Here is a 23,843-nt window from a genome sequence, read left to right as displayed (position 1 = left end):
AAATTGGGGTGATTATTTAATATACTTTGGACTTGAATGCTTGGCTAAGAAAATTAATCTTAGTTATGAAACATATAAGATTTATGAATTTTTCGATTACTCCCCTAAGCCGAATGAAGTGGTTTATATCCATGGTGGCGGTGCGTTCAACTCTTGGTCGACTGATGCGGGATTTAGAGCGCTAGAACACGCGATAAACTCAGATGCGTTAGATGTAATCTATGGACCTTGTACGTGCTCACAGGATGTTGAGTTTTTAGAAGGAAAGTTTGGTGAAATCATCAACGCTAAGCGCAAATTTACCTTGTTCGCGAGAGAGCTAATAACTTACTCAATATTCAACAACTTAGATTGTTTGAAGGGAAGCGCTGAAGTATTGTTAGATAACGATACTGCATTCCATTCGACCAAAAAAGCGTTACAGGCACTTGCTGGAGAAGAAAAACATAACTACTCTCTCTACGGTTATAGAAGTGATAAAGAAGATAGCGGTATAAAATTTGTACCTACTCCGCAATTTTTACTCGTTGATCCGCCTGAAATAGCTAAGAGTTTCGCACATTGGGTAAGAATTCATCTACACGCAAGAGATATAGTAACCAATAGAACGCATTCTTCAATCGTTGGCTCTATTCTCGGGAAGCCCACCACATTGTTTGATAATAGTTACCATAAAAACCGAAGTATTTGGGAACATAATCTTGAAGCCCAAGGGGTGAAGTGGATGGATGCTGCAGAAGCAAGCGATATCGTTCAATCAAAAGGGCTAGCGAGATTTATTCCCAAAAAGTTAAACAATAGTTGGAAACTTAATGCGCTCTTTAGAAGGTTGAGAGGGTTTCCTCAGTGTTAAAATATCATTTTTCGACTAATTCGAATAAAAATTTACGAACATATGCTTTAGGACTGAATTGATGAAATATTGTTTATACGAATACTCTAACTCTGATAACTTAGGAGATGAAGTACAAAGTATCGCTGCCAAACGATTTCTACCGACAGTAGATTATTTCGTCGATAGAGATAATTGGGATTCAAGTAACGTTAAGGAGCCTGCGAGGCTAATCGCTAACGGTTGGTATACGCACAACGCCGCTACATGGCTACCATCAAATGAGTTTATCTCTCCGTTGTTTATATCATTTCACATTACGCCAAAAGCTCGACCCGTTTTTGAGAAGAAGGAAACATTGGAGTTTCTTCAGCGTCATGGACCTATTGGTTGTCGTGATTTCGAAACTAAAGAGTTTTTGTTGGCTCGAGGTGTAGACGCATACTTTTCTGGGTGCTTAACACTCACCCTACAAACTCGCGATATACCAAATAAGCATAATGCAACGGTATTTATGGATATCCCCGAGCGTCTAGTTTCGAACATGCCTGCCGCCTTGTTAGGTAAGCAGTTGAAAGTAAAGCAATATTATGACCGCGCGCTTCTTTTTTTACAAAAAGTAGATAATAAACTGGGGACGTCAATGGCTCGCAATATTGGCTTCAAACAAGCCCAGAAGCTGTTGGACACATACAAAGGCGCCAAACTAGTCATAACACAGCGCCTCCATTGTGCTTTACCGTGCACAGCAATTGGAACTCCCGTAGTTTTTCTTGTGCCGCATTACAATGATGCTCGTTATAAAGGTCTTATTTCACTAACTAATCATATGAGCTATGACGAATTTATAAAAAATCCATCAAGTATATTAGAGTTGAATAATAGAGATGCGGATAAGGCAAAGTTACTAGGTGAAAAGCTCTCTGTTATTTGTAATAGATTTATCACTGACGGCACAAAACCAGAATGTATTGACCTGCTGTAGTTTGTGATTGAGTTATTAAATTAATTCTATTTTAATTGAAAAAGAAAGTACTTCAGATGAATGTATATATTATTTGACCTTAATTTTGAATTTAATCTTCTTTCGCCATATTTATTACAAATATGGCGTCTTTAGAGTCTGAAAGATTCAGATTTTGTGCTTCTGCATGGTTACTCTTATGAATCACTGCCCTTTTTTAACTCGCTGTATAAATCTCTAATTTTTAAGTCTCCCAATATCAAGACTGAACCTTCAATCGTTAAATGACCAGTATCTCTATAAAGCCACGTACCATTCTTTGAAGTGTTGCATCTATTTTTGTCACATAAAAGCATTGAGACGTCAAAAACGGCGCTAACGCTCTTCAGTTCTTTTAAGATTGTCGTCACACTTTTCTGATGCTTTTGATAAGCTTCAAAACTAATCGTACAGTCGCCAATCAACAATAGGGCTGGCCCATACTCCCTTTCTAAACATTCTCCAATGTTTCTACCGTCTCTGGGGGGCGGGGATACAAACACAACAGATTTCCCCGCTTTATTTAGTTCATTTATCATAAATTTATATGAGTCAATGAGTACTGAACTATCAACTACAACTCTACCGTCATCTACTAGTATTTTGTTCTGTAAGTAAAACTCTATTGAAGAACTTAGAATAACGTTTTTAATATTCTTATTGTTTTTAACAAAATCGAAGGCTAAATTATTGTGATGAATGCAACCTTTAGCCCAATGCTCACTGTAATTCGAGTTGACTATAGCAACATTTAAAAATGGACCGCACATACTTTTTGTGATTTGGGCAATATCGTTTTTAATGCTGAGTCCAGGCACCAAGTGCATGGCGTAACTGTCACCCCATACAACAGTGTCGAACGATTCACTATTAGTACACTTGGTGTTCATATTTGATCTGCTATCAATTGCACCTTGGCATTCTTGAGAAAACCCATAATTCAGTTTTTTTTGGGCTATAACCCTCTTATTAAAATTTTCGTTTTTTGGTAGTAAAGTAAGAATGATAGGAAGAGTTAGAATAAAAAAGGTAGCCAAAACGAAGTTGGGCAAACGAGATAGCTGTAATGGAGCACCTCTGTGACGGAAAGGTGTTTCAATATATTTGTGTTGAACTTGACCCAAAAAAATCGAAAGAACTATGACTAAGCAACTAGCAAGCAGCGGTGGTTGCCCAACGTAAGCTAAATATGAGAATGCAAATAAAGGCCAATGAATTAGATAAATAGAGTATGACCAGTCACCAACTTTAATTATCGTTATTATTAATAAAGTTCTGCGAGAGCCATAGATCATCGCCTAATAAAATAACAGCCGTACAGCATACTATGATTAGTGCTTCTATATTTGGGTGGGAATGCGTTATTTGTAGATAACCTAAGGTCAGTATTATAGACAGGCAAGTAACCTTAACACGCCGAGTTACTGAAATTTGTTTATTTAAATACAACCATGCAGTGACTGAACCTGTCAGAAGCTCCCAAGCTCTTGTTGGCAAGAGATAAAATGTCCACTCATATTTACTGATATCACTAAAGCGCCAAAGAAATGGTGCATTTTGATCAGTAGCATAAGACCATGAAAAACACATGTAAATACTGGCCATAAAACCCGCAATTAATGCTGCGAGTCGAAGCTTCTTGGGAGTTAAAGTTAATACTAGAGGCAATAGAAAATAATATTGTTCTTCGAGAGATAAAGACCATATGTGAAGCAGTGGTTTCCCTTCTGCTGCCGCATCAAAGTAACCAGTTTGAGTAGGAAGCACCATGTTTGCACTAAATGTTACTGCACCTATCAATTGATGCGAAAAGTCTTTTAGCTGTGAAGAGGTAAGAAAAAAAGTGCTTAGTAGCGATGTTAATATAAGTGTCACATATAAAGCAGGAAGGAGTCGGTTGACACGTCGTTGATAAAAGTTTCGGAAGCTAAATTTACTCAGCTCTATTTGCTCTAAAATTAATTTGGTAATTAAAAAGCCAGATAGCACGAAAAAAATATCTACACCGAGAAAGCCTTGCGGTAACAAGCCTAAGTCGCTATGGTAAAAAACTACGTAAAGAACAGCGATGCCTCTCAAAAATTGAATATCGTTGCGCATATCCATCCTTTTTAGCTATTAATACGAGTATTAAAAATACGCCTCATACATTGGATTTATTTATTTTTCCAATGGGAAAGCTCAATTTGCAGCAAGTCTTCAAGCCTTTCAATATCGTCCAAGAACTTGCCTTTATGAGCGTTGTTCACGTTCAACTCTTTTTTCCTACCTCCTGTATTATAATTTTCCTTAATAATACTTCCTAACCAACCCGACTTGATATACTCAACTAATTTAGATAACCCAGTTTGTTAAGAAGCTCTTGAGTGCGGGGAAATATAATTCTATTGACACGGTTATTTAGAATAGAAGGAGTAAAGCTATCATTAACATTTAAAAAACCAAAAACTCCCTTCAAAAATGACTGAGGGGTAGCTTGAAGTTCGTCATAAAATGCGAGATGTATATTATTGCGAGGAAAAGAGTTTAGGATGTGCTCGACAAACGTTGCTTGCATGCTTAAAGTACTAATTATTGGTACTTGCTCCATTGCTTCGTCAAAGGTCATTCCACTGCATTGATTTGTAACGCTTAATTGATAGTGGGAATAACTTCTTGCTACTGGTTCGCGTAAAATTAGTATAATTTTGGTGTTCGGCAAGGTACTGGATATACGGTCAATAGCTGTTTTAATGTGGTAATAATTTGGTGAAAGTTCGCCTATCGCCTTATAGTCAGTACTAGCGTTTTCGAAAAATGAAGCATAATATTCTATTCCTTTTTCAAAATGACTACTGAAAAAGTTTAGCTCTTTTACCTCTGGTACATACACCTCTGGGTGTTCTTTCAGACACTCATATAACCAAGTTGTGCCAGCTCTTTGTACGCCCACACAAATAAAGTTTGGAAGAGTCATAGGTTGTTCCCTTTTTTTAAACTAGTTTCTTGCTTTGAAGGTTGGAGATCGCTCTTGGTTAAATACATATTAAGACAGCAAGCAGAAAGCGCGACCAGCCAATAAAGTACTTCCGCACGCATTCTATTAATGAATGTCATGCACACGATAAATGTTACAAAGCCACTAGCTAAAGAAAGAACGAATGAACTGTTAATAAAGTCTTTGTGCTTCCACAATTCTTTTCTAACCCTTGCGAAAGCTCTGAAGGTGTACCATATCATAAGTGTAAAAAACAAAAGGCCAAGAAAACCCGCTTCGGAAAGCGTCTCAAACCACGTTGAGTGAACAGCTCGTTGTCGCGACTTACCAGTATCGATATGAGTCGGGATATAATATGTTCCATAATACTGAAAAGCTCCTGCTCCCGCTCCAAAAGGGTGATCTTTTGCCATTTCTACTGAGGCAAGCCAGAAGAAGACACGAGTTGAGCCTGTTTCTTGTTCTTCGTTCAGTGTTGATTGTTCTTGAACAGTCATCATTCGGTTAATAAAGGTATCGTCTGCTAGCCTAAAGAACGCACCCACAAAAAGTATCATACCAAGAAAAATCGTACCTTTTTCCTTGGCTGTGAAAGCTTTATTTCTAAAGCTAATGAATAAAAAGTAAGAAACGCCTGCAACGACTCCCAAAAATGCGCCTCTACTGTTAATCAATATCAGTGAGTTCAGGGAGAAAATTAACCCAATAGAATATATGCCACGTTGGACTAGAGATTTATGAGCAATTAATTTAGCTATAAATATTACGATAGTAGGGGCTAGTGCCGCTGCCACTAGATTAGCATCTGGAGCATCTACCATTCCTACTCCGGCCACTCGACCTGAGTTATCGCGGCCCCAACCAAATATATAGAAAGCTAAAAGGAAAGCACTGAGAAGATATGTATCGACTATCCAAGAGATATGTTTTTTTTGAGTACATAATTTGACAATGAGAAATGTCACTGCTGCCACTGTAAGAAGGGCATCCATTGCTGAAACATGGTATGCCAAATAAGGCGCATTAAAATAAGCTGCACAAAAACATATGATTGTTAGCCACATAAATACAATTTGGGGGTGTTTAAAATATTTATTTGGCCAGTATTTTCCGAAACCAATGAAAAATACGATTAACATTGTTAACACGAGATAAAATTGAGCACCTAAAAAGGGTAGGTAGCTTCCCCACCACTTATTCTGTGGGTTTAAGAAATAATCGAGCTGGTACACCATAAAAATAAGCACTGGGCCATGCCGAAAAGACATTGCCAAACCCGTTAAAAATGGTATTAAGTATAGTAGTGCGGATATCACTTGATAGACTCCAAGCGTTCTATGCTCTGTATTACCTCCGGGCCTTTTATTTCCCAGTCAAACTGCTCTGCATGCTTACGGGCACATAACCCCATTTTTTCGCGCTTTTCATAATCACCCGCCAACAAAATCACATGCTCAACAAGTTCATTTGGCGTACTGGAATTTACGCTAAACCCGGTTTGGCCATGTACTAGTGTTTCAGGAGTTCCACCAGACAAGCCACCAATCACGGGTATGCCACAGGCTTGCGCTTCTATCATTACTATACCAAAGCCTTCAATGTTGCGCCCTACATCTCTATTTGGTAAAACAAATACGTCTGCCTGTTGGTAGCATGCCACCATGTCTTTGTCACTTACATTGGGCATAAACCTAATGTTATCGTGTAAATTTAGTTCGTGTGTCAATTGTTTAAGGTATTCAATGCGTGGGCCGCTACCAATAATGGCATACAAAGCATTGGGAACGCTTTTCACAATATCAGTCATTGCCTTAACCATCATATCGTGTCCTTTACGTTCTTCTAACCGAGAAACAGTCACTAATACAAATCTGTCTTTCCAGCCAAGTTTTTGGCGAGTAGATTCGCAGCGGGGAGCCGGGACGAATACAGATGTATTTGCCCCAGGATTAACAATGCAGCACTTATCTTTTTGAACATCCCAATGTTCAAGCAACAAGCGATGCGAATTTTTACTATTACAAATAAGAAGGTCTGCTCGCTTGAGCACTGGCCGTAGCATGGCTGTCATACTTCGGCTAGTCGCACTATTCTCAATATCTTCACCATGTATATAACAGTAATAAGGAATACCTTTGAAAACCTTAAACAGCATAGCAACAAAGCCTTCAGGAATACATCGCCCGCAATGAATAGCCGTTACATGATATTGTTTAATGACTCTTCTAAGTTGTAAAAAAAGTTTGGTATAGAAAATAAGGCCGCCCACTGAAAATAACGCCCAATCAGACCACGATAAATAATTGAAAGAAATTCTATGAATTTTTAGTTCGGCTTTATCATCAAATATTGTGTCACCCTCAGCATTGCCCGCAACCACAACGTACTTTTCGGCATCTTGACGAGAATATACCTCCCATAACCAACGACCACTTCCGCCATGCATTGGTGGGAATACTTCAGAGAAAACCAACTCTACTTTTTGTTTATCTTTCACGTTAACTTCTCACTGAACCGACGGCAATAAGGTGATTGTATTGAATTCGGAATGCCTCATTCATCTTTTGTGCACTGAATTGTAATTCAAATTTCTCGATCGCATTTTTACCAAAATTTCTTCGCATCTCATGGTGTTGCGTTAATTGTATTATCGCCGTTGCAAACGCATTTTTGTTATCGTTTTCTGTTACTAGGCCATTAAGGTTGTGAGTAATAACTTCGGCGTTACCGCCCGCATTAGTCACTACACAGGGTTTGCCTAAACTCATGGCTTCAAGCAACGTCATCGACGTACCTTCACTTAATGATGAAAGTAAAAAAACATCCATTAGCGCTAAATAGTTTGCAGGATTGGCAATATAGCCAGTAAAAATAACTCTATCGAGAATTTCTAATCTATCTACTTCTTGCTGCAGTGCTTGACGCATTTCCCCATCCCCCACCAGCAGCAGATAAAGGTCGTCTCGGTCTTTTGCTGCGTCTGCAAATGCGTTAATCATCAAAAGTTGATTTTTAATCGGGTCGAACCGTGCAATGGTACCTAATATTATGTCTGTTTCATTTAGCCTTAGCTGCGAGCGCAACGCTTCCACTTCTTTCTGCTTTACTGCTAATGGTTTGATACCGTTGTAAACTATGTCTATGCTACGACTAGGAATGAATTCATAGTTTACCAACGCATCGCTTGTCGCCTTCGAAATTGCGGTTACCTTTGACGTGAAAAATAGCAGTATTGGGTTAACGAGCTTTCTTTTCCAGCTTGTAGAGTCAGGATAAAAGCGCCCATGTTCCGTGAAAATAACCTTCGTTTTTGTAAAGGCCGCTGCTAATGCACCGTATACCCAAGGGGTGTATTGGTGGCAATGTAAAATATCTATGTTGTTTTCTTTAATGTGTTGCCTTAATGCGCTAATTAGCGAAGTGTCAAAACCTGGTTTGCGTTCTTGCATCGTAATGGAAATGCCAGATTGTGCTAAATCTTCACCCCAAGGGCCTAAAGGGGCTTCTATACAATAAATTGACATGTTTATATTGGCGTCGGTATTGCCCTCTATGATGTTCTTGATCACCATTTCAGTGCCGCCAATGCGCATATCGTAGGTAACGTGCAGTACTTTCATTATGATGTACGCTCTTGTATAACCGCATATCGGTCGTACCACATTTGGTACATCAGCATGCTCCACAATACGATGCCGTGATCTTTCGTACGGCTTTGATGTTCCTGCCAAACGGAATTAATCACGGTTGTATTAAATACATCGCTTAAACCCTTGTCACGTTGAAGAAGCCTTGATTCTGACAATGCTTTTAATTCGCCCCTGAACCACTCATCTAAGGGGGTACTGAAGCCCATTTTCTTTCTATAAAGCAACGAATCGGGAATAAATGGTTTAAACACTTCTTTCAGTAAGTACTTCTTTTCCCCATCACGGTATTTTTGTGACGAGGGTAGAGTGGCTGCAAACTCTGCAACTTGATAGTCGAGAATAGGGGCTCGTACTTCTAGAGAGTTGGCCATGCTCATTCTGTCTACTTTCACCAAAATGTCGCCGGTCATATAGGTTTTAATATCGGTATACAAAATTTTGCTTAAATGGTCTGGGCCATCGGCCTTGTTGTACATATCAAGTGTGTATTGGCTAGGGTGGTAACCGCTAAGCGCTGCGGCTACCTCTGGTTTCACCAATTTACTCCACATATCGTCGGTCATCATACTGTTTGTAATGAAAAAGCCCATGGCGGGGTCGTGCGATAAACTGCTAAGTAGCGATTTCCCTTTTCTTCCAATCAACCCTGGTAATGCGCCGACTATTTTTGCAAGTCTCGGGAATATCAATTTTCTAACGCTTTCAGGAAACTTATTCCTAAGTTTGTTTTCGATATCGTCCGTAGTGTACTTTTCATAGCCGGCAAACATTTCGTCCCCTCCATCGCCGGCCAATGCAACGGTAACTGCCTTTCTGGCGAGTTCAGACACAAAAAATGTGGGTACTAACGAAGGGTCGGCAAAGGGTTCGTCAAAAAAACTGGCAATGTGTTCTAACTGCTCTGCAACATTTTGATTTACCGTAAATTCATGGTGTTCAGTATGGTATTTTTCAGCTATTTCCCGTGCGAATTCCGCTTCATTAAATTCTTTGTTGTCGAACCCGATCGTACACGTTTTGACCGGCTTGTCGCTCGCTTCCGCCATCATGGCTACTACACCAGAACTGTCTACACCACCGCTTAGAAAGGCACCTAAAGGTACATCACTAATCATTCGTTGTTTGGTCACTTTTTCTAGCAATGCTTTAAGCTTTTGGTTGTTCGTTGCTTCGTTTTCACGGGTGATATTTTTGAAACTTAGATCCCAATATTCTTTTATTGAAAACCCATCTTTGTTTAGAACGAGATAGTGGGCAGGGGGAAGTTTATGTATGTGTTTAAAAATACTTTTAGGGTCGGGCACGTACTGGTAGGTAAAAAAATCGTGCACTGCGTCCAGCCGTATTTCCCTTGGAATATCTTGTAGTGCAAGTATGGCTTTTATTTCTGACCCAAAGGCAAAACGTCCATTGTCTGAAAAATAGTAAAGGGGCTTTTTGCCTAGCCTATCGCGAGCAATAAATAGCTCTTGTTTGGATTTGTCCCACAGGGCAAATGCAAACATACCATTTAGCTTATCAAGACACTTAACACCTTCTTGGGCATAAAGCGCCAGTATAACTTCTGTATCGGTATGGCTTTTGAAAGTAAAACCTTGTTGCTCAAGCTCAGCTCTTAGTTCTAAAAAATTGTATATTTCACCATTAAAAACAATAACTAAATTATTATCGGCAGAGTACATGGGCTGGTTGCCCGCTTCCGATAAATCTAAAATACTTAATCGTCTATGACATAAACCTACGTAATCGTCTAGGTACGAACCGCTTGCATCTGGACCTCTATGCACAATAGCTTGGTGCATAGCATGTAGCGACGCCTCATTGCCTTCTTGATGATTGAACAGACTAAAACCTGCAATACCACACATACAATCTTATTCCTACAAGCTGATATACGGTCTTATTGCAGAACCGACGGTAATTGTTAGATTAAGGGGAAGCTTTCTCCACACACTTTCAATAGCGGGGCGAATTTTACTTGGGGAAGTGTTACTTGCTGTGTCGTTTGTTAGTGAATAACTTTTCCCATCTATCTGCCAGTCGAGTAGCTGGGGGGTAGCGCCCCACTGCTTTTTAAAGCGATAGGTGCCTTCCTCAAACGTAGAGCGACCAAAATCGAAGGTGCAGATGTTGTTATCTGCACAGTGCGCCAATAACGACCAATAGAGCAGCATGTTTGGAGCAAGCTTATTGTAGTTACGAAGTGTTGACGCCCAAGGAATGGAGGCCTGTGAACCACTTTTAATAACTAGCCCACCACCAATTGCTATATCGTCTTTGTACACCACACTTACAATACAGCTATCTCCGTAGGTGCTAATGATATGCTGAAACCATCGTTTGGCATGCACAGGTGATCCTAAATCTTTCATATTTTGAGCATAAACGTTGTAAAAGTCGTCTATTAGCGCCGTGCTTAACCCTAGTTGCACAATGAGCCCGTTTTTCTCGGCTTTTCGAATTTGGCTACGCAGCTTCGACTTGAAGCTAGCCAAAAGTGCATCGCTTCCGCTTGGCAGTGGTAATAGCATTCTTACTTTTTTATGGGCAAGTAACGTGCTGTCTTCAGGTGTGGCGGCTACGTTTCTAACTTCGACATGCTTACTGCCTGTTTTCACGCCCAGTTGCTTTAAGTGCTCGACTAATTGGTCTTGTATTTCATCGCTATCAGCAATGGCATAACCTACATCGCAATAGGGTAGGCTACACAGTTTTTTACCCATAAGTGGCGTTGTCATTAGTACAGCTGGCAACACGCCAACGACTTGCTTAGTTTCGCTACTTCGCGCAATTAAACCCATCACTTTATGGTTGTATGCCGATTGAACAGCCTCTTGCCACGCAAATCTATGATAGGCTGTTGCGTTGTTATGGTTGGAGACGTAATCATCCCAAACCGTTTTGTCTTTGGGGAAGGCGAGCGATATCGTTGTATTCAATTCATTGCCCATTTGCTGAATTCCCTGACGAAATCAACGTTTTTGCGGAATGCTCTGTTTTAAGTAACTTTGCGGCTTCACTTATGGTACAAAAAGTAACGTTTGCCTTTTTTTCTAAATGTTTCAAAAGCGTTTGCATACGAGAGCATATAAGCTCGTATGCGCCTGTTGCATCTAAGAGCCCTGTAGCACCATCTATTAAGCTAGAGCTATGAAGATACATATGAATTATAGGATAGTCTTTGCTTAAACAAGTATCGATAAGAGATTTCATGCTTGCACTATCCGACAGCTCGGGGCTCAAGTAAATTTTTTTCAGTATTTTTGTATGCCAGAGAATCCCAATGGGTTTAAACAGTGAGTAGGGGCGTTTCGATAGCGTGGAATGAATACTATCCGCCTTTTCGAAGTTTTTTACATTGAAGCCAGCGGTTACAGGTATTTCCATAATAGCATTCTGTTCACCCGCCTTGAGAGCGTTGTTAAAACTAGGATAATAAGGCGTCAGTGGAGAGCCCTTACAGTTAAAAAAGTCGTTTTCGTAGAATGGATAAACACTGCTGTCTACGTTAATCCCTCGTGAGACTAATAACTCAAGGGTTTTGCCTTTCATACCCCAACGCCCGCTTCTAAACGAACGGGGCGTAACGCCGATATTCTCAATTATGACGCGGTTTAATTCGTCAAGCTTTTGAACAACCTGTTCTTCCGGTAAGTTTATTACGTGTGATTCAGCTTCTGTTGTTTCGCCGAAATACGGCGGGTTGCACCATGGGTGTAAATGGGCACCGATTTCGGCGGTTTTACTTTCTGCAAACTGCTTAAGTATACCGCTTCCTGTTTTGTCGTTAGCCACTGCGTAGTCGACAAAATAAGTAGGTTTTATTCCCAGGTTTTCACAAAATGCCTGAAATGCAGGAAGTTTTGCAATATTTTGTACAGAACAATTGTGTTGTGGAAAGGCTTCGCTCCATTCCCACTCTTCTTCCGTGTCTATAGTTAATACAAACAAAACATCCTTTTTATGCATTGTTTTTCTCTTCAAGCATACGAGTGAACGAGTCGTGATATTCGTTTGCCATGCGCTGAGCAGAGAAATGCTCTTGCACAAACGTGTGCGCATTTTCGGCAAGTCGCTTTGCATAGCCTGTGTTGTCTAGCAAGTTTTCCCAATCTTGCTCTAATCGCTGTATATCGTGTAATGGCGCTAATAAACCACTTTCTTTATGAGTGATAAGTTGGTCTATACCCGCAATATCATAGGCAGACACTGGGATTTCCATGGCGCATGCTTCCATTAAGCAGCGAGGAATGCCCTCAAGCGTTGAAGTCATTACGAACAAGTCAAAGTCGCGCAGCAGCTGTAACCTATCGTTCCTAAAACCTAAAAAGTGAATGTCTTCCGCGCAGTCTAGTGTTTTTGAATACGCTTCTAGGCTAGAACGATCTTCGCCGTCACCTAGCAATACTAATTCAATATCTTGTCGTTTTTTAGATAAAGACTCGAAGCAATCTAAAATGGCTTTAATATTTTTACGACTGATCATTTGGCCCACGAAGCCAATGGTCTTTTTTTCTTTTTGCTTATTCGTTTTTGTTTGTCTTACGGCTTCTACCTCAGACAGATCCACGCCATTTTGGATGTACTCAAGCTTTTCAGACGATATATTAAATTTTTCAACATCACTCAATAGCTGTTTAGACAGTGGAACAACTTTATCGGCAAAGCGCATCGACTGACAGCCTAACCATATAAATAGACGAAGCTTCAGGTCGGCAGCGTTTTCAAAACCGTGTGGCGTTACAACACAGGGAATGCCTGCTTTTCTTGCAGCCATTACGCCTAGAATATCTGATTTATAGCCGTGCGTATGGATTATGTCGATATCTTGTTCTTGAATTAAATCCGCGAGTTTTGACACTGCACGTAAGTCAAAACGGCCCTTCATAGGAATCTGGTGAGTTTTTCCTATCGCTTTGAACTGTTTTACAAGCTCTAGCTCTTCTGTACCCGGCTCTAAGGTAACAACAAGTTCACTCGAAACACTATCTGGCAAATGCTTTGATAACGCTAACACCCATCTTTCTGCACCGTAAAAACCGGTTGAACAAATAAACTGTAAAACTTTCATTGTTATTTATGCGAGCTGGTACTAACAGCGCCGCGTACTCCTATTAATGTTCCAAGTGCTCTAGCCGGAAAATAAAGCAGATAAAAAAGTGAGCAATGCCACCAAGTTACTTGCTGCTTAACAAGCCTTTTTAGTCGCCACGTGTACGCTGTAAAAGGCAGAAAAGCGCCTACTAACATAACTATAGCGACAATAGGTTGCGAGAATATTATCGCGAGAAAAGCCAGTAAAAGACCACCTGTAAATGCAAAAGGAACAACAAAACTTGGCCATTCCCTTAGTGGAATATGCCTTCCTTTTAAAGATGCAATATTGGACTGGCCGCGCCATATTTCTTTTTTATACATCGGTGCGTAAGCTTTGTCTTCGCCAATGTGAATATACTGGGTTTGTGAGGTGTAAAACAACTCGCCTAATTTACTAACCTTATCGGTAAAGAAATAATCTTCACAAGTAAGAAGGTGTTCAGGAAACTTACCTGCTTCTTCAAATGTTTCCTTAAGAAGAAATAAATTGCGGCCAGGTAGAAAGTTTACAGGCACATCAAGTTCGGCATTGCTCAATGCTGTTCTAATTCTCTCTAAAGGCGGCGCGTTAGGGCTGTTAACCTGCATAGCGCTCACTAAAACCGTATTCTCTCGTCTATTGAGAGTATCAATCATTACGTCTAGCCAATTCGATGCAAGTGACACATCCGCGTCTAAAAATGCCAAGTATTTACCTGCGGCCAAGCCTGCGCCTAAATTTCTAGAATGCGAAATCGTATTCTTGTCGTCGTTGTATACTACTCGCAAATTAACCGTTTCAATAAACGCGCTGAGCGTATTTGAAATTTCTTTATTCTGACTTACCAAAACAACTTCGTACTGTTCTTTAGGTGTTCTTAGTTTCTCTATGCTCGTTAATGTTTCTATGAGCATGTCCTCACGACCCTTATGCGGAATGATAAAAGACGTATTGATACTCATGGTTTACCCAACAATTTTTGAAGTTGTGGAAAACGTTTCACTAGCTGTTTTCTCTCTTTCGAGGGAGATAAATCAATAAGGTGAGTTAAAAGAAAACTTAATGAACTCGGATTCTCAGCTAAGGCTTGGCTTTTTTGTATTTCATTTTTCAAAAGAGGGCGGGGAGCCTTCTTAAACCCCGAATAATGACCGTTTTGCATCATTAAACAAAGTACGCGCGTGGTACTCGTTTCAGTACTCGTACTAAGGCGTTGATAAATTGTATCTGCTAATTGTTCGGCTTTTTGTTCAGCAAGCGTACGTTGGGCTTCAGTTAAATAGTTAGACGCAAAATGTAGTACGCAGAGCTTTCTTAGGTCTTGCCCACTCCATGTTTGGTTCGGAAACTCAAGAATGTCGGGCTTATCCAAATAAGCGTATTCGTTCACAGCCATCCAATTGGCATAGTGAGTAAGTGAGTCTACGGCGTATTGATAGCTGGAGTCACATTCACAGCGCTGTTCTTTAAGTGATATAAATCGACAAACGGCTTGAAGGAAGACAGTATAAAACCATGTTGCTTCGACATTATCTAATTGCAATTGGTCCAAGTCATCGGTGGGGGAGACCGTATGCGCTATAATATAGGCCGCGGCCTCAATATCGCTATCACAACCTTGCAGTTCGTACCTATCTAGCCTTGCTTGCAGATAGTTACCGGTTCCTCTATCTAAAGGGTACTTACCTGTTTTTACATTCTTAACACCGGGAATATCGCTATTTTTTAGCGCGAGCAGAGCGCCTACAAACGTACCGTCACCTTCGTAATAATTGGTTACCCATTGTGTAATAGATAGTGCGGCGTCTCGAGACGGGGTGTAGCCAGTAAGTAAATAATGCAAAGTGAGGCCATTGGTATAACAATGTTGCCCACCCGGTCCGCCACCTCCAGCATGATCATCATATACTCCGGTCGGCTGATGTTTAGAGTATGTTCTATGAGAAGCTGTATATGCCTGAACATAATGGTCGGTATGCCAAAATAATCCGCCGCTATACTCGGGTTTATCATCGCTGGTGTGATAAACATCAATATCTGCAACATGCTTGGCAAGGTCATCGGCTAGTTCAAACCATCGAGCATCGGCGCTTAGTAGCCACTGAGTCAACATTCCAAATATGGGGTCGTATTGGTTGTTATAGTGTGACACGAAAAATGGTTCGTCAGGAGCAAGTGCTTTTTCGTGATCAGCATACAGCTCACCAAAATGTCGCCATCCAAACTCGTCGATATCAAGTCGTTTTTGAAAAAAGGAAGACGGACCTTCAATGCCACTTTTTATAAGAGAGTCAAACTCGCATGGTTTAGAAGGGAGAAAAGGTAAAACAGATGCGTTTTTCAACCAAGCGCTATCAATGACTACCTGTAGCGATTGCATTTCAAAAGGTGCGATTGAGATGCATCGTGTTTTTTGTTCACCAGGCTGAAGTTCTGTACATTCGCTATGCCTTGAACCCAATAAGCTAACGCTTAGCGTGTTTGCTGATAATTGTGCTGAAGAAGGAAAATTTTGCCAGAATTTATCAACATGAATACTAAAAGTGCTACCGCTGTTTGAGATGGTAATTTGTGGCTGCGCTTGGTCACCTGAAAGCAATAAGCGGTCTGATTGGTAAAGCTTAAAACCGCGAAACGGAAGCGAGTTAACGTTATCTTTATTTACATGAACTGGGCTTTGCCAGTTTCCATAACCACTGGAAGCCTGATGAAGTGTTAACTCTGCATGTTCAGATGAACTAAACACTTCAGAATTTAGCGTAAGCGTCGACTCTAGCGATTGGCCAGTGAGCGAGATACAGCACTCTTTTAAATAAATACTGTTTGGATCGCCTAAGTCCCACTTCCCATTTGGGTGTGACGCAGCACTTGGGTTTCGCATTGTTACATGACCACAAACCGTCCCGGTATTGAGGAAGATTGAGGCTTCTGTTTCTACAATTAATTTTTTATCACTGCCAAGACTAATCTCGTATTTCTGTTCAACGGTTAATGCGCTGTATTCGTTGTTGTTACAATGAAGAGCATAAGAGAACGCAACGGGTATTATCGATTGTGGGGTTATATCAACGATATCGATTGAGCTAAAAAAGTGCGTACTATTTGAAAAATCAAAAGGCCTGGCTTTATTAATGGTGAGGGTTTCGCCATTGCCTAGCGACAATAAAAGCGCCTCATCATTATTAATCACAGGAGGTGAAAGCGTTTTTGACGGTGAGCCGCTCTCAACCGGGTCTAACGTCAGAACTATCTCTTCACTTGCCGAATGCTGTTGTAGGTCAATCAAACCTTCACATAACAACCACTTTATTGAACCATCGGGCCACAGCTGCGAGATTTTGATAAAAGCGTCAGGCAGTAGTATTCCGTTCGCGGCAGGCCGTAATTGAGTGACGGCGGGCCACATTCCTTTAGGGCAAGGTACTCCTATTTTAAAATGTCCGCGCTTCTCTTTGGCTAAAGAGGCAATCTGGATAGTTCCAACCGTTTGTGTCATTACTGCTTTCTTTGATTCTTCCGTGAGCAATGTTCTCGATGAACATATGCATAATGGCTCTAGTATGCCAATGGAAGTGCCACTTGTGTAGCCTTCATCACTAATTTGTTGCTTTGACCTTATATTTGCTTCCAAGTAGTATGACAACAGGATAAATAAAAACATTAAAAATAGCTTGGAAGGCACTGATGTCGAAAGTTTGCGTGTTGTCGCAACGAGTACCATTTCCTCCTAATAAGGGGGAAAAACTGAGAACTTATCACCAGATAGAATTCTTAAAGCGCTGGGGGTATGAAGTAGAAGTTTTTTCTCTTATAGAAACCGCAGAAGATAAGAAAAATGCCGATGCTTTAGCCAAGCATCTTGGTATTTTGGTTAACTCTTACCAGCTGGACAGCAAATTTACGCGTTATGCCTCGGCCTTTCTGAAAGGTTTACCCATAAGTGTAGGGGCGTTTTACTCAAAGAAGCTTCAGTATGTTATCGATGAAAAACTGAAAAAGGGAAGCGATGCACTGCTTTTGACAGCGTCGAGTTTAAGCTACTACATATTCAATTCGCCTTATCACAAAAGCACCCATTGTCGCTTGTTTATGGACTTTATGGACGTTGATTCAGATAAGTGGGCACAATATGCAAGTTCTTCTTCATTGTTAATGCGCTACGTATATAAGCGTGAGAGCAAGGGTATTAAAAAGCTAGAGGCAAAAACGAACCAGCGTTTTGATGAGTGTTTTTTAATAGCAAAAGAAGAAACGCAACTATTTAGTACTTCAGTCGATTCATCGAAAGAGATAACAGTACTTGGAAACGGATTAGACTTCGATGCATTTTACCCAGCAAAGGTACAGCCATGTGCGAAGAAAATAAGCGCTGCACCACATTTCTTGTTTACAGGCGTGATGGATTACAAACCAAATGTAGATGCGGTACTTTGGTTTGTTGAAAAGTGCTGGCCACTCATTCGAGAAAAAGCGGCAAATGCGAAGTTTACCGTGGGGGGTATGAACCCTACAGAAGAAATAAAAGCGTTGGCAGGCAGTGAAGGCATAGATGTCACGGGCTTTGTCGACGATATATTGCCTTATTTTCATAAAGCTCATGCTTTTGTTGCACCTTTCAGGCTTGCTAGGGGGGTGCAGAATAAAGTGCTTCAGGCGGCAGCATGTAAGCTACCAATAATAACCACAACTATGGGAGCTGAAGGGATCTCATTTGCCAACGCCGACAGCATGTGGATAGAAGATGACGTAGACAGCTTTGTAAAGGCATGCGTTCAAAGTATTGAAAACTTTGAGCTATCACAACGCAAAGCACTAAGTAGCTATCAAGCGATAGTTAGCGAATATAGCTGGGAACAACAACTGAGCCCGTTGAAAATGGCAATGGCACGAATATGAAATCAATAATTAAGACAAGCTTTTTCGTCCTTTGTGCACTTGTAATCTTTCCTTTTACGCTTTTGTATTTAATGCTCTCTATTGTGGTAAATAAAGACTCTCTGCTCTCCTCATTTAGTCAGCTACTATCGCTTATACCCGGTAAGCTAGGGTGTTATCTACGCTCAGGCTTTTATCGGTTTGCAATGACTTCGTGTGCGCCAAACGTCCTCATTGGTTTTGCTACGTTGTTTTCGCAACAAGATACTGAGATTGGCGAGGGGGTTTACATAGGCCCTCAGTGCAACATTGGTAAATGCGCTATTGGAAAAAATACTTTGTTGGGAAGCGGTGTACACATTATGAGTGGTAAAGGGCAACATAACTTCACTGATCCCAATAGGCCAATTAAAGATCAGGGCGGAGTATTTACCAAAGTTGCTATTGGGGAAAATTGTTGGTTAGGTAATGGCGCCTTAATTATGGCGAACGTAGGCAAGGGAAGCGTTGTAGCAGCAGGTTCTGTGGTGGTTGATGATGTTCCTGAGGGGGTTATTGTTGGAGGGAACCCTGCTAAAATCTTGCGTCGTTTGCATTCAAAATGACAATAGTTCCTTGATTTTTTGTGTCATTGTAAAGACTTTACCTTTGATATTTGGTGATATCACTTCTACAGAGTGAAATACCACCGAATTATCTGATAAGGAACGCTTATATTGCGCATCTCCGCCCATGAAGTCATAAAGCTTGAACCCCTTTTTAGCAAAATGCGCTATAGCTTTACAATGTAAAATATATCCGGGTTTTACCTTACCCTCAGCAAGCGAAGTATTAATGCCTGAGCAATAGAAATACGCGCGTTCATTCTTCAACATGTACGTTGCGTAACCAAGAGTATTGCCGCGGCACTGTACTTTCAAAATCTTCATGAATTCAGGGTGATGTGTTAATAGCCGCAATAGATTACTATCAAAGAAACTATTTTGAAACCCACTACCTTCGACAGTGTTTTGCCATTTCTGAATATGGTTTCGCTTTAGACAATTATAGTATTCTAGAATCTGTTCTGGGGAGTTAGCGACAGATAGGGATATATCATCCTGAACTGCATCAAGCAGTCTTATACTCTTTCTAATTCTTGAGCGTGTATTTTGAGACAGTGTAGCAATTACATCTTCAAACGTTTCGATTCCTTCTAACGATTTTGTATATCCAACAGTTTGAGACGTTGAAATAGATGCCCCGAGTTTTTTCGCTGCACGTGTCCACAGGTCGGCATCAATCGTCATAGATACTGTGAGTCTAACGTCCCCCCTATCAAACGCGTATTTCAAAACGGTTTCTACTATCGCGTTGTCATTTGGAGATGAGCCCAACCAGCCGTTATATTCAACCCACAATTGATCATAATAGCGCAGACCTGTTTGGCTTAGGAAACTCTGTTGGAAAAAAGGTAGCCGTTTTATTGTGCTAGAGTGTCCAAGGTAAGTTATTGCATGTTCGCCGGTGCCGCAATCAATGGCAATGAATTCACCATGTCGTTCGGGCACTTCTGCTAAAACAGAAAAGTATTCAAGGGACAGAAAAGGAGAGGGCGTATTACTAGTTTTGGCCTTAGACGCTACTTCATTAACATCTTTGTGCTTTATTTTTTTTAACTGAAATTGCATATAAGGTCCAAATATCTTCAATTATCTGTTAATCATATATGAAATGGTTAACAATGTTTTAAGCGCATAACATTTTTAAAAGACTCTTTTTATAAGGATAACTCCAATGAAGGCTTATGGAAGACACCTAGTAACGTTTGCTATTCCACTTCTTTTAGTTGGTTGCTCTAAAACAACCTCAGAAGATTTTATTCAGACAAGCAATGAGCACCTAAAGAATGGCAACTTAGAAACCGCGCTGGTTAACCTAAAAACGGCAGTGCAAACATATCCCGAAGATACTGAGTTAAGAAGCTTGTTGGCTTCTGCTATGTATCAATCAGGCAATCTACAAGGTGCTGAAAAAGAGTTAAAAAGGCTTGTTGATGCTAATCCTACGTCTTCCGAACTGTTAGAGCGATATTTTTTCGCACTTTATCATCAGAATAAATATGAGGATATTATTCTCCACCAAGTTAACGCTGAGATAAACACTCCTATCATTACGCAATTAAAGCAACTTTCCGATGATGGGCTTGAAGTCGTGGACCGCAAAATAAATACGCGGCCAAATTTATTACAAGAGAACAAGCAGACTCCGGTAGTGAAAATAGCGCATTTATTCAATGACGGAGAGTACGCCGACGTCCTGATCTTAATTGAGTCTGAAAACTTCGACGCTAAATTCAAGTATTATATTTCTTCCTATAAAGCAAAAGCGTATTTTCAAACAGCCCAGTATGACAAGGTCCTTGCAGAGCTTAATGGCACGCTAGGGCAATGGAAGTCTATTCCTGAGCTAAATTACTTAGCAGGAATGACTCATTACAGAAAAGGTGAATTCGAAAAAGCTAAGAATATAGCCAGTGAAGCGCTTAAACAAAATAACTTAGTATGGTCGCGATATGTTTTAGCTTTGTCTCAATCAGAACTGGGAGATTATACTGAAGCACTAAGGTTTGCTGAAGATTCAGCGTCTAATGGTATTGATAATGCGTACTATTTAGCTGGGGTCATTGCGTCTAAGCTCGAAGAATGGGAGAGAGCTTATACCAATTTAGAAAAGGCAAATAAAATATATCCGCAGGATATTGGAATCAAACGCGCATATAGTTTTGTACTTTTTAAACTCGGTTATATCGATGATGCAATCGCAGTTATTGAAAAGGCAGATGCATCAATGCCCGAAGGTGCAGCATTACTATCAGATACTGTAAGCTATTTGTATTCACAAGGAGATAAACAAAAAGCGCTCGCTCTACTGAATAAAAAAGGAAGTTCTACAAGTTCTTCTTTGCTCACACGTCAGAAGGCTTTACTTCAATTAGAACAAGGTCAGGACGTGGGCAACCTGGTAAATAAGCTGCTATTTGAAAATGGCACCTCTTTCGGTACTAATTGGTTAAAGATTCAAAACTACATTAACCAAAAAAAGTTTACAGAAGCGAAACAATTAGCCGAGCAGTACAGCGAAGTCAACCAACAACATAGCTTTCTCTTTGCTTCATATATTTCTCTATATGAAAAAGACTTTGTGTCATCCTTAGCCAATGCTGAAAAGGTGCTGCAAAAAGACAATACAAACCTGACTGCGCATAAAATCTCGATGCTTTCAGCAAATGAGTTAGGTGATTACTCAATAGCTATCGACAACGCAATTGCGTTATTGAAGCTTAATTCAGATGACAAGCAAACTGCGACAGATCTCGTCTTTCTATATACAAAACAGCATCCTAATGATTTTGAAAAAAAGCTTCTAAACGATGTCGAGGGGCAAGCGTTACCTACATCTGTAGTCGATAGCTTGGCATCTTACTTTTTAGACAAAGGTCAACAAGGCGAAGCAGAGAAAATACTATCGGCGTTTTCTGAGCAAATTTCCTACGAGAGTCACGTCAAACTGCTCAATATCCTTCTTTCACAAAATCAATACGCTAGAGCAGAAGAGGTAGCGAAGAACCGCATTGAAACTGCAGAGCAGAAAACAATGCCTATATTGAGTTTAGTTGCAGTTTTCGAAGCACAAAAAAAATACAGCGATGTCTCGACGCTGTTAAAAACTTACGAGCAAGAGCTGGGCAATTCAAAAGAAGCAGCACTTGTCAAGTATAGTAACTCATTTGCCATGGGGGATTTTGAGGAAGCGAAAAAAGCGATTTTCTCTTTAGAGAAAGTTGATGTTTCGGGGGCGCTAGTAAGCTTGTTTAAAGGTGAAGTGGACTTTAAACAAGGAAATGTTAAAGAGGCATTAAGCCATTTTAAATCGTCGTATGCAAAATCGCCAGATTTTGGAACAGCCGTTTATATTGCTAAGACGCTTGTCAGGCTTCAAAGAGTAGACGAAGGCGCTGATGTTTTAGTTAGCGAACTTGCGAGAACTGCCTCTCCAAACAGACGCCAGTACAATGTTGTTGCAGAATACCTTAACAAGTTTAATTTTCACGAAAAAGCAATTCGAGTTTATGAAAATATGGAGGGGAGGTTCAAGCTTAGTGCACAAGAGTACAACAACATTGCGGACGTTAACTTAAAGTTAAATAGACTAGGCTTAGCTGAAGAATATGTAAAAACAGCGTTAGCTATTAAACGGTCACCGCTTTTCCTAGTCACTTACTCAGAGGTTCTTCTTAAAAAAGGGGAGAGTGAATTGGCGGAGCAGTCAATTTTGGAGGCGCTTAAAAGTATTGGGAATAACGAGTATGCTAACCTACTACTCTCTACCGTTTATGTAAATCAAGGGCGGAAAAAAGACGCTATGGATTTGATTAATCAGTTCGATAGTGTGCAAAGCGCCTATAGTCAAAGATGGTCAGCGTTACGATCTCAACTACACTAAGTTTCATGTCAGGTTAATTTACAGATCAAAATTCTAAATAAAAAGCTTTTTGCAAAATTCTTTATCTTTCAGTGTGTTGTTGGTTTGGCCCAGCTATTGCTTTAATTAAAACGTTAAAATCAGTAAACAAACAAGGGAATTTAAGATGGCTAATTTTATTACAAAATCGATCGCTGCCGGTATCCTTTTAGGGACTAGTGGTTTTGCTACAGCAGCAACTGTGAGTGCTGGCGGAATTGAATGGGATACAGTAGCGATTGGTGGTACGCAGGGTACAACTGCTACTTTTCAATTTCAACAATGGTTCTCTGATGGTACTTACGGTGTTGGTGCTGACGGCCAAGATGTTATTACAGCTTCAAGTAAAGAGGCATTCGCTTTAGGTAGTGGTGGCTTTTTAACAGGTGTTGGTGTTTTTACAGGCTTTTCCGACGGACGTAACGCTTTTTCACCAACATTTTGCCAAAACGGCCCTGGCCAGTGCGAGCTAACGATCGAATTCGGTGGTTTGCAAGCAGTGGGTGTAAATGACTTCGATTCGTCGAATGCGTGGCTAAATGTTTATTATGATGACTCACCAGACTTCGGCTTCAGCACAAATGCAAATTCTCACGAAGATTTTGCTGATGCTCAAGATGGCACGCTTTGGGCAGCCTTTGAGTTTTCTACGTTTGATTTTGACGGGAATGGCTTTGAATCAGGAAATTCAGAAGCATTTTTGAATATCGTTGGTGGTCTAGCTGATGTTATCGACATTTTTGATACTGGCACACTTAACGATATTTTCTTTACCGCTAGTGCACAATTCAACGGTGATAGATACACAAACAATAGTACTGGCGAAATCACAACAGTATCTACCCCTGCCACTCTAGGGTTGTTTGGTCTGGCACTGTTTGGTCTTGGTGCTGCCTCGCGCAAACGTACTTCTAAATAGTCTTTAC

At 40.5% G+C, this 23,843-nt stretch carries 19 protein-coding genes; 6 read left to right on the top strand and 13 right to left on the bottom strand.

Features of this window, described 5'->3' with window-relative positions; genetic code table 11:
* A partial coding sequence (locus tag KL866_RS19860; protein ID WP_214996702.1) for a polysaccharide pyruvyl transferase family protein occupies window positions 1-853 on the top strand: 853 nt, incomplete at its 5' end.
* A gap of 61 nt (window positions 854-914) precedes the next feature.
* Complete coding sequence (locus KL866_RS19855; protein WP_214996701.1) at window positions 915-1,817, top strand: polysaccharide pyruvyl transferase family protein; 903 nt, start codon at window positions 915-917, stop codon at window positions 1,815-1,817.
* Window positions 1,818-1,993: 176 nt separating this feature from the next.
* On the opposite strand, the gene KL866_RS19850 is transcribed toward KL866_RS19855, so the two are convergent.
* From KL866_RS19850 to KL866_RS19795, 12 genes are all read right to left on the bottom strand, one after another.
* The gene (locus tag KL866_RS19850; protein ID WP_214996700.1) at window positions 1,994-2,959 is read right to left on the bottom strand and encodes an SGNH hydrolase domain-containing protein; all 966 of its coding nucleotides are present in this window, start codon (window positions 2,957-2,959) and stop codon (window positions 1,994-1,996) included.
* Between the two features lie 124 nt (window positions 2,960-3,083).
* Complete coding sequence (locus KL866_RS19845) at window positions 3,084-3,935, bottom strand: acyltransferase (RefSeq protein ID WP_214996698.1); 852 nt, start codon at window positions 3,933-3,935, stop codon at window positions 3,084-3,086.
* Between the two features lie 229 nt (window positions 3,936-4,164).
* The gene (locus KL866_RS19840; RefSeq protein WP_214996696.1) at window positions 4,165-4,791 is read right to left on the bottom strand and encodes a sulfotransferase; all 627 of its coding nucleotides are present in this window, start codon (window positions 4,789-4,791) and stop codon (window positions 4,165-4,167) included.
* On the bottom strand, window positions 4,788-6,080 hold the full coding sequence (locus tag KL866_RS19835; protein ID WP_251140197.1) for an O-antigen ligase: 1,293 nt from the start codon (window positions 6,078-6,080) through the stop codon (window positions 4,788-4,790). The genes KL866_RS19840 and KL866_RS19835 overlap by 4 nt, the downstream gene beginning before the upstream one ends.
* A 44-nt stretch (window positions 6,081-6,124) precedes the next feature.
* Window positions 6,125-7,309: a glycosyltransferase family 4 protein gene (locus tag KL866_RS19830; RefSeq protein ID WP_214996691.1), complete on the bottom strand. Its 1,185-nt coding sequence runs from the start codon at window positions 7,307-7,309 to the stop codon at window positions 6,125-6,127.
* Window position 7,310: 1 nt separating this feature from the next.
* On the bottom strand, window positions 7,311-8,432 hold the full coding sequence (locus KL866_RS19825) for a glycosyltransferase (protein ID WP_214996689.1): 1,122 nt from the start codon (window positions 8,430-8,432) through the stop codon (window positions 7,311-7,313).
* Window positions 8,432-10,330, bottom strand: a complete 1,899-nt coding sequence (gene asnB, locus KL866_RS19820; RefSeq protein WP_214996687.1) for an asparagine synthase (glutamine-hydrolyzing) — start codon at window positions 10,328-10,330, stop codon at window positions 8,432-8,434. The genes KL866_RS19825 and asnB overlap by 1 nt, the downstream gene beginning before the upstream one ends.
* Window positions 10,331-10,342: 12 nt before the next feature.
* Entirely contained in the window at window positions 10,343-11,413 is a 1,071-nt protein-coding gene (locus KL866_RS19815; RefSeq protein ID WP_214996685.1) for a FemAB family XrtA/PEP-CTERM system-associated protein, read from the bottom strand.
* Window positions 11,403-12,431: a polysaccharide deacetylase family protein gene (locus KL866_RS19810; RefSeq protein WP_214996681.1), complete on the bottom strand. Its 1,029-nt coding sequence runs from the start codon at window positions 12,429-12,431 to the stop codon at window positions 11,403-11,405. The genes KL866_RS19815 and KL866_RS19810 overlap by 11 nt, the downstream gene beginning before the upstream one ends.
* Window positions 12,424-13,533, bottom strand: coding sequence for a glycosyltransferase (locus KL866_RS19805; RefSeq protein WP_214996680.1), 1,110 nt, complete (start codon window positions 13,531-13,533; stop codon window positions 12,424-12,426). Before KL866_RS19805 ends, KL866_RS19810 begins: the two co-directional genes overlap by 8 nt.
* 2 nt (window positions 13,534-13,535) lie before the next feature.
* Entirely contained in the window at window positions 13,536-14,501 is a 966-nt protein-coding gene (locus tag KL866_RS19800) for a glycosyltransferase family 2 protein (RefSeq protein ID WP_029661465.1), read from the bottom strand.
* Entirely contained in the window at window positions 14,498-17,035 is a 2,538-nt protein-coding gene (locus KL866_RS19795) for a hypothetical protein (RefSeq protein WP_025255963.1), read from the bottom strand. Before KL866_RS19795 ends, KL866_RS19800 begins: the two co-directional genes overlap by 4 nt.
* A gap of 188 nt (window positions 17,036-17,223) precedes the next feature.
* On the opposite strand from KL866_RS19795, the gene KL866_RS19790 reads away from it, so the two are divergent.
* Window positions 17,224-18,435, top strand: coding sequence for a TIGR03087 family PEP-CTERM/XrtA system glycosyltransferase (locus KL866_RS19790; RefSeq protein ID WP_214996679.1), 1,212 nt, complete (start codon window positions 17,224-17,226; stop codon window positions 18,433-18,435).
* Window positions 18,432-19,019, top strand: a complete 588-nt coding sequence (locus tag KL866_RS19785) for an acyltransferase (protein WP_214996678.1) — start codon at window positions 18,432-18,434, stop codon at window positions 19,017-19,019. Before KL866_RS19790 ends, KL866_RS19785 begins: the two co-directional genes overlap by 4 nt.
* Here KL866_RS19785 and KL866_RS19780 read toward each other — a convergent pair.
* Window positions 19,011-20,084 carry a GNAT family N-acetyltransferase gene (locus tag KL866_RS19780; RefSeq protein ID WP_214996676.1) on the bottom strand — a complete coding sequence of 358 codons (1,074 nt, stop codon included), beginning with the start codon at window positions 20,082-20,084 and terminating at the stop codon, window positions 19,011-19,013. The genes KL866_RS19785 and KL866_RS19780 overlap by 9 nt on opposite strands.
* A gap of 106 nt (window positions 20,085-20,190) precedes the next feature.
* Here KL866_RS19780 and KL866_RS19775 point away from each other — a divergent pair, with 106 nt between their 5' ends.
* The gene (locus tag KL866_RS19775) at window positions 20,191-22,899 is read left to right on the top strand and encodes a tetratricopeptide repeat protein (RefSeq protein ID WP_214996674.1); all 2,709 of its coding nucleotides are present in this window, start codon (window positions 20,191-20,193) and stop codon (window positions 22,897-22,899) included.
* 145 nt (window positions 22,900-23,044) lie between these two features.
* Window positions 23,045-23,836, top strand: a complete 792-nt coding sequence (locus KL866_RS19770; RefSeq protein ID WP_214996673.1) for a hypothetical protein — start codon at window positions 23,045-23,047, stop codon at window positions 23,834-23,836.
* Window positions 23,837-23,843: the final 7 nt, after the last annotated feature.

Source organism: Alteromonas sp. ALT199, from assembly GCF_018619335.1.
Classification (GTDB): domain Bacteria; phylum Pseudomonadota; class Gammaproteobacteria; order Enterobacterales; family Alteromonadaceae; genus Alteromonas.
The sequence above is the reverse complement of the archived record's forward strand: the minus strand, read 5'-3'. Positions and strand labels throughout refer to the sequence as shown.

Bases quoted from the DNA above. Each gene is read 5' to 3' on its own strand.
- KL866_RS19825 (WP_214996689.1), bottom strand. From the start codon at position 8,432: ATGAAAGTACTGCACGTTACCTACGATATGCGCATTGGCGGCACTGAA.
- KL866_RS19775 (WP_214996674.1), top strand. From the start codon at position 20,191: ATGAAGGCTTATGGAAGACACCTAGTAACGTTTGCTATTCCACTTCTT.
- KL866_RS19790 (WP_214996679.1), top strand. From the start codon at position 17,224: ATGTCGAAAGTTTGCGTGTTGTCGCAACGAGTACCATTTCCTCCTAAT.
- KL866_RS19785 (WP_214996678.1), top strand. From the start codon at position 18,432: ATGAAATCAATAATTAAGACAAGCTTTTTCGTCCTTTGTGCACTTGTA.
- KL866_RS19835 (WP_251140197.1), bottom strand. From the start codon at position 6,080: ATGTCTTTTCGGCATGGCCCAGTGCTTATTTTTATGGTGTACCAGCTC.
- KL866_RS19800 (WP_029661465.1), bottom strand. From the start codon at position 14,501: ATGAGTATCAATACGTCTTTTATCATTCCGCATAAGGGTCGTGAGGAC.
- KL866_RS19780 (WP_214996676.1), bottom strand. From the start codon at position 20,084: ATGCAATTTCAGTTAAAAAAAATAAAGCACAAAGATGTTAATGAAGTA.
- asnB (WP_214996687.1), bottom strand. From the start codon at position 10,330: ATGTGTGGTATTGCAGGTTTTAGTCTGTTCAATCATCAAGAAGGCAAT.
- KL866_RS19810 (WP_214996681.1), bottom strand. From the start codon at position 12,431: ATGCATAAAAAGGATGTTTTGTTTGTATTAACTATAGACACGGAAGAA.
- KL866_RS19770 (WP_214996673.1), top strand. From the start codon at position 23,045: ATGGCTAATTTTATTACAAAATCGATCGCTGCCGGTATCCTTTTAGGG.
- KL866_RS19845 (WP_214996698.1), bottom strand. From the start codon at position 3,935: ATGCGCAACGATATTCAATTTTTGAGAGGCATCGCTGTTCTTTACGTA.
- KL866_RS19795 (WP_025255963.1), bottom strand. From the start codon at position 17,035: ATGACACAAACGGTTGGAACTATCCAGATTGCCTCTTTAGCCAAAGAG.
- KL866_RS19815 (WP_214996685.1), bottom strand. From the start codon at position 11,413: ATGGGCAATGAATTGAATACAACGATATCGCTCGCCTTCCCCAAAGAC.
- KL866_RS19840 (WP_214996696.1), bottom strand. From the start codon at position 4,791: ATGACTCTTCCAAACTTTATTTGTGTGGGCGTACAAAGAGCTGGCACA.
- KL866_RS19855 (WP_214996701.1), top strand. From the start codon at position 915: ATGAAATATTGTTTATACGAATACTCTAACTCTGATAACTTAGGAGAT.
- KL866_RS19805 (WP_214996680.1), bottom strand. From the start codon at position 13,533: ATGAAAGTTTTACAGTTTATTTGTTCAACCGGTTTTTACGGTGCAGAA.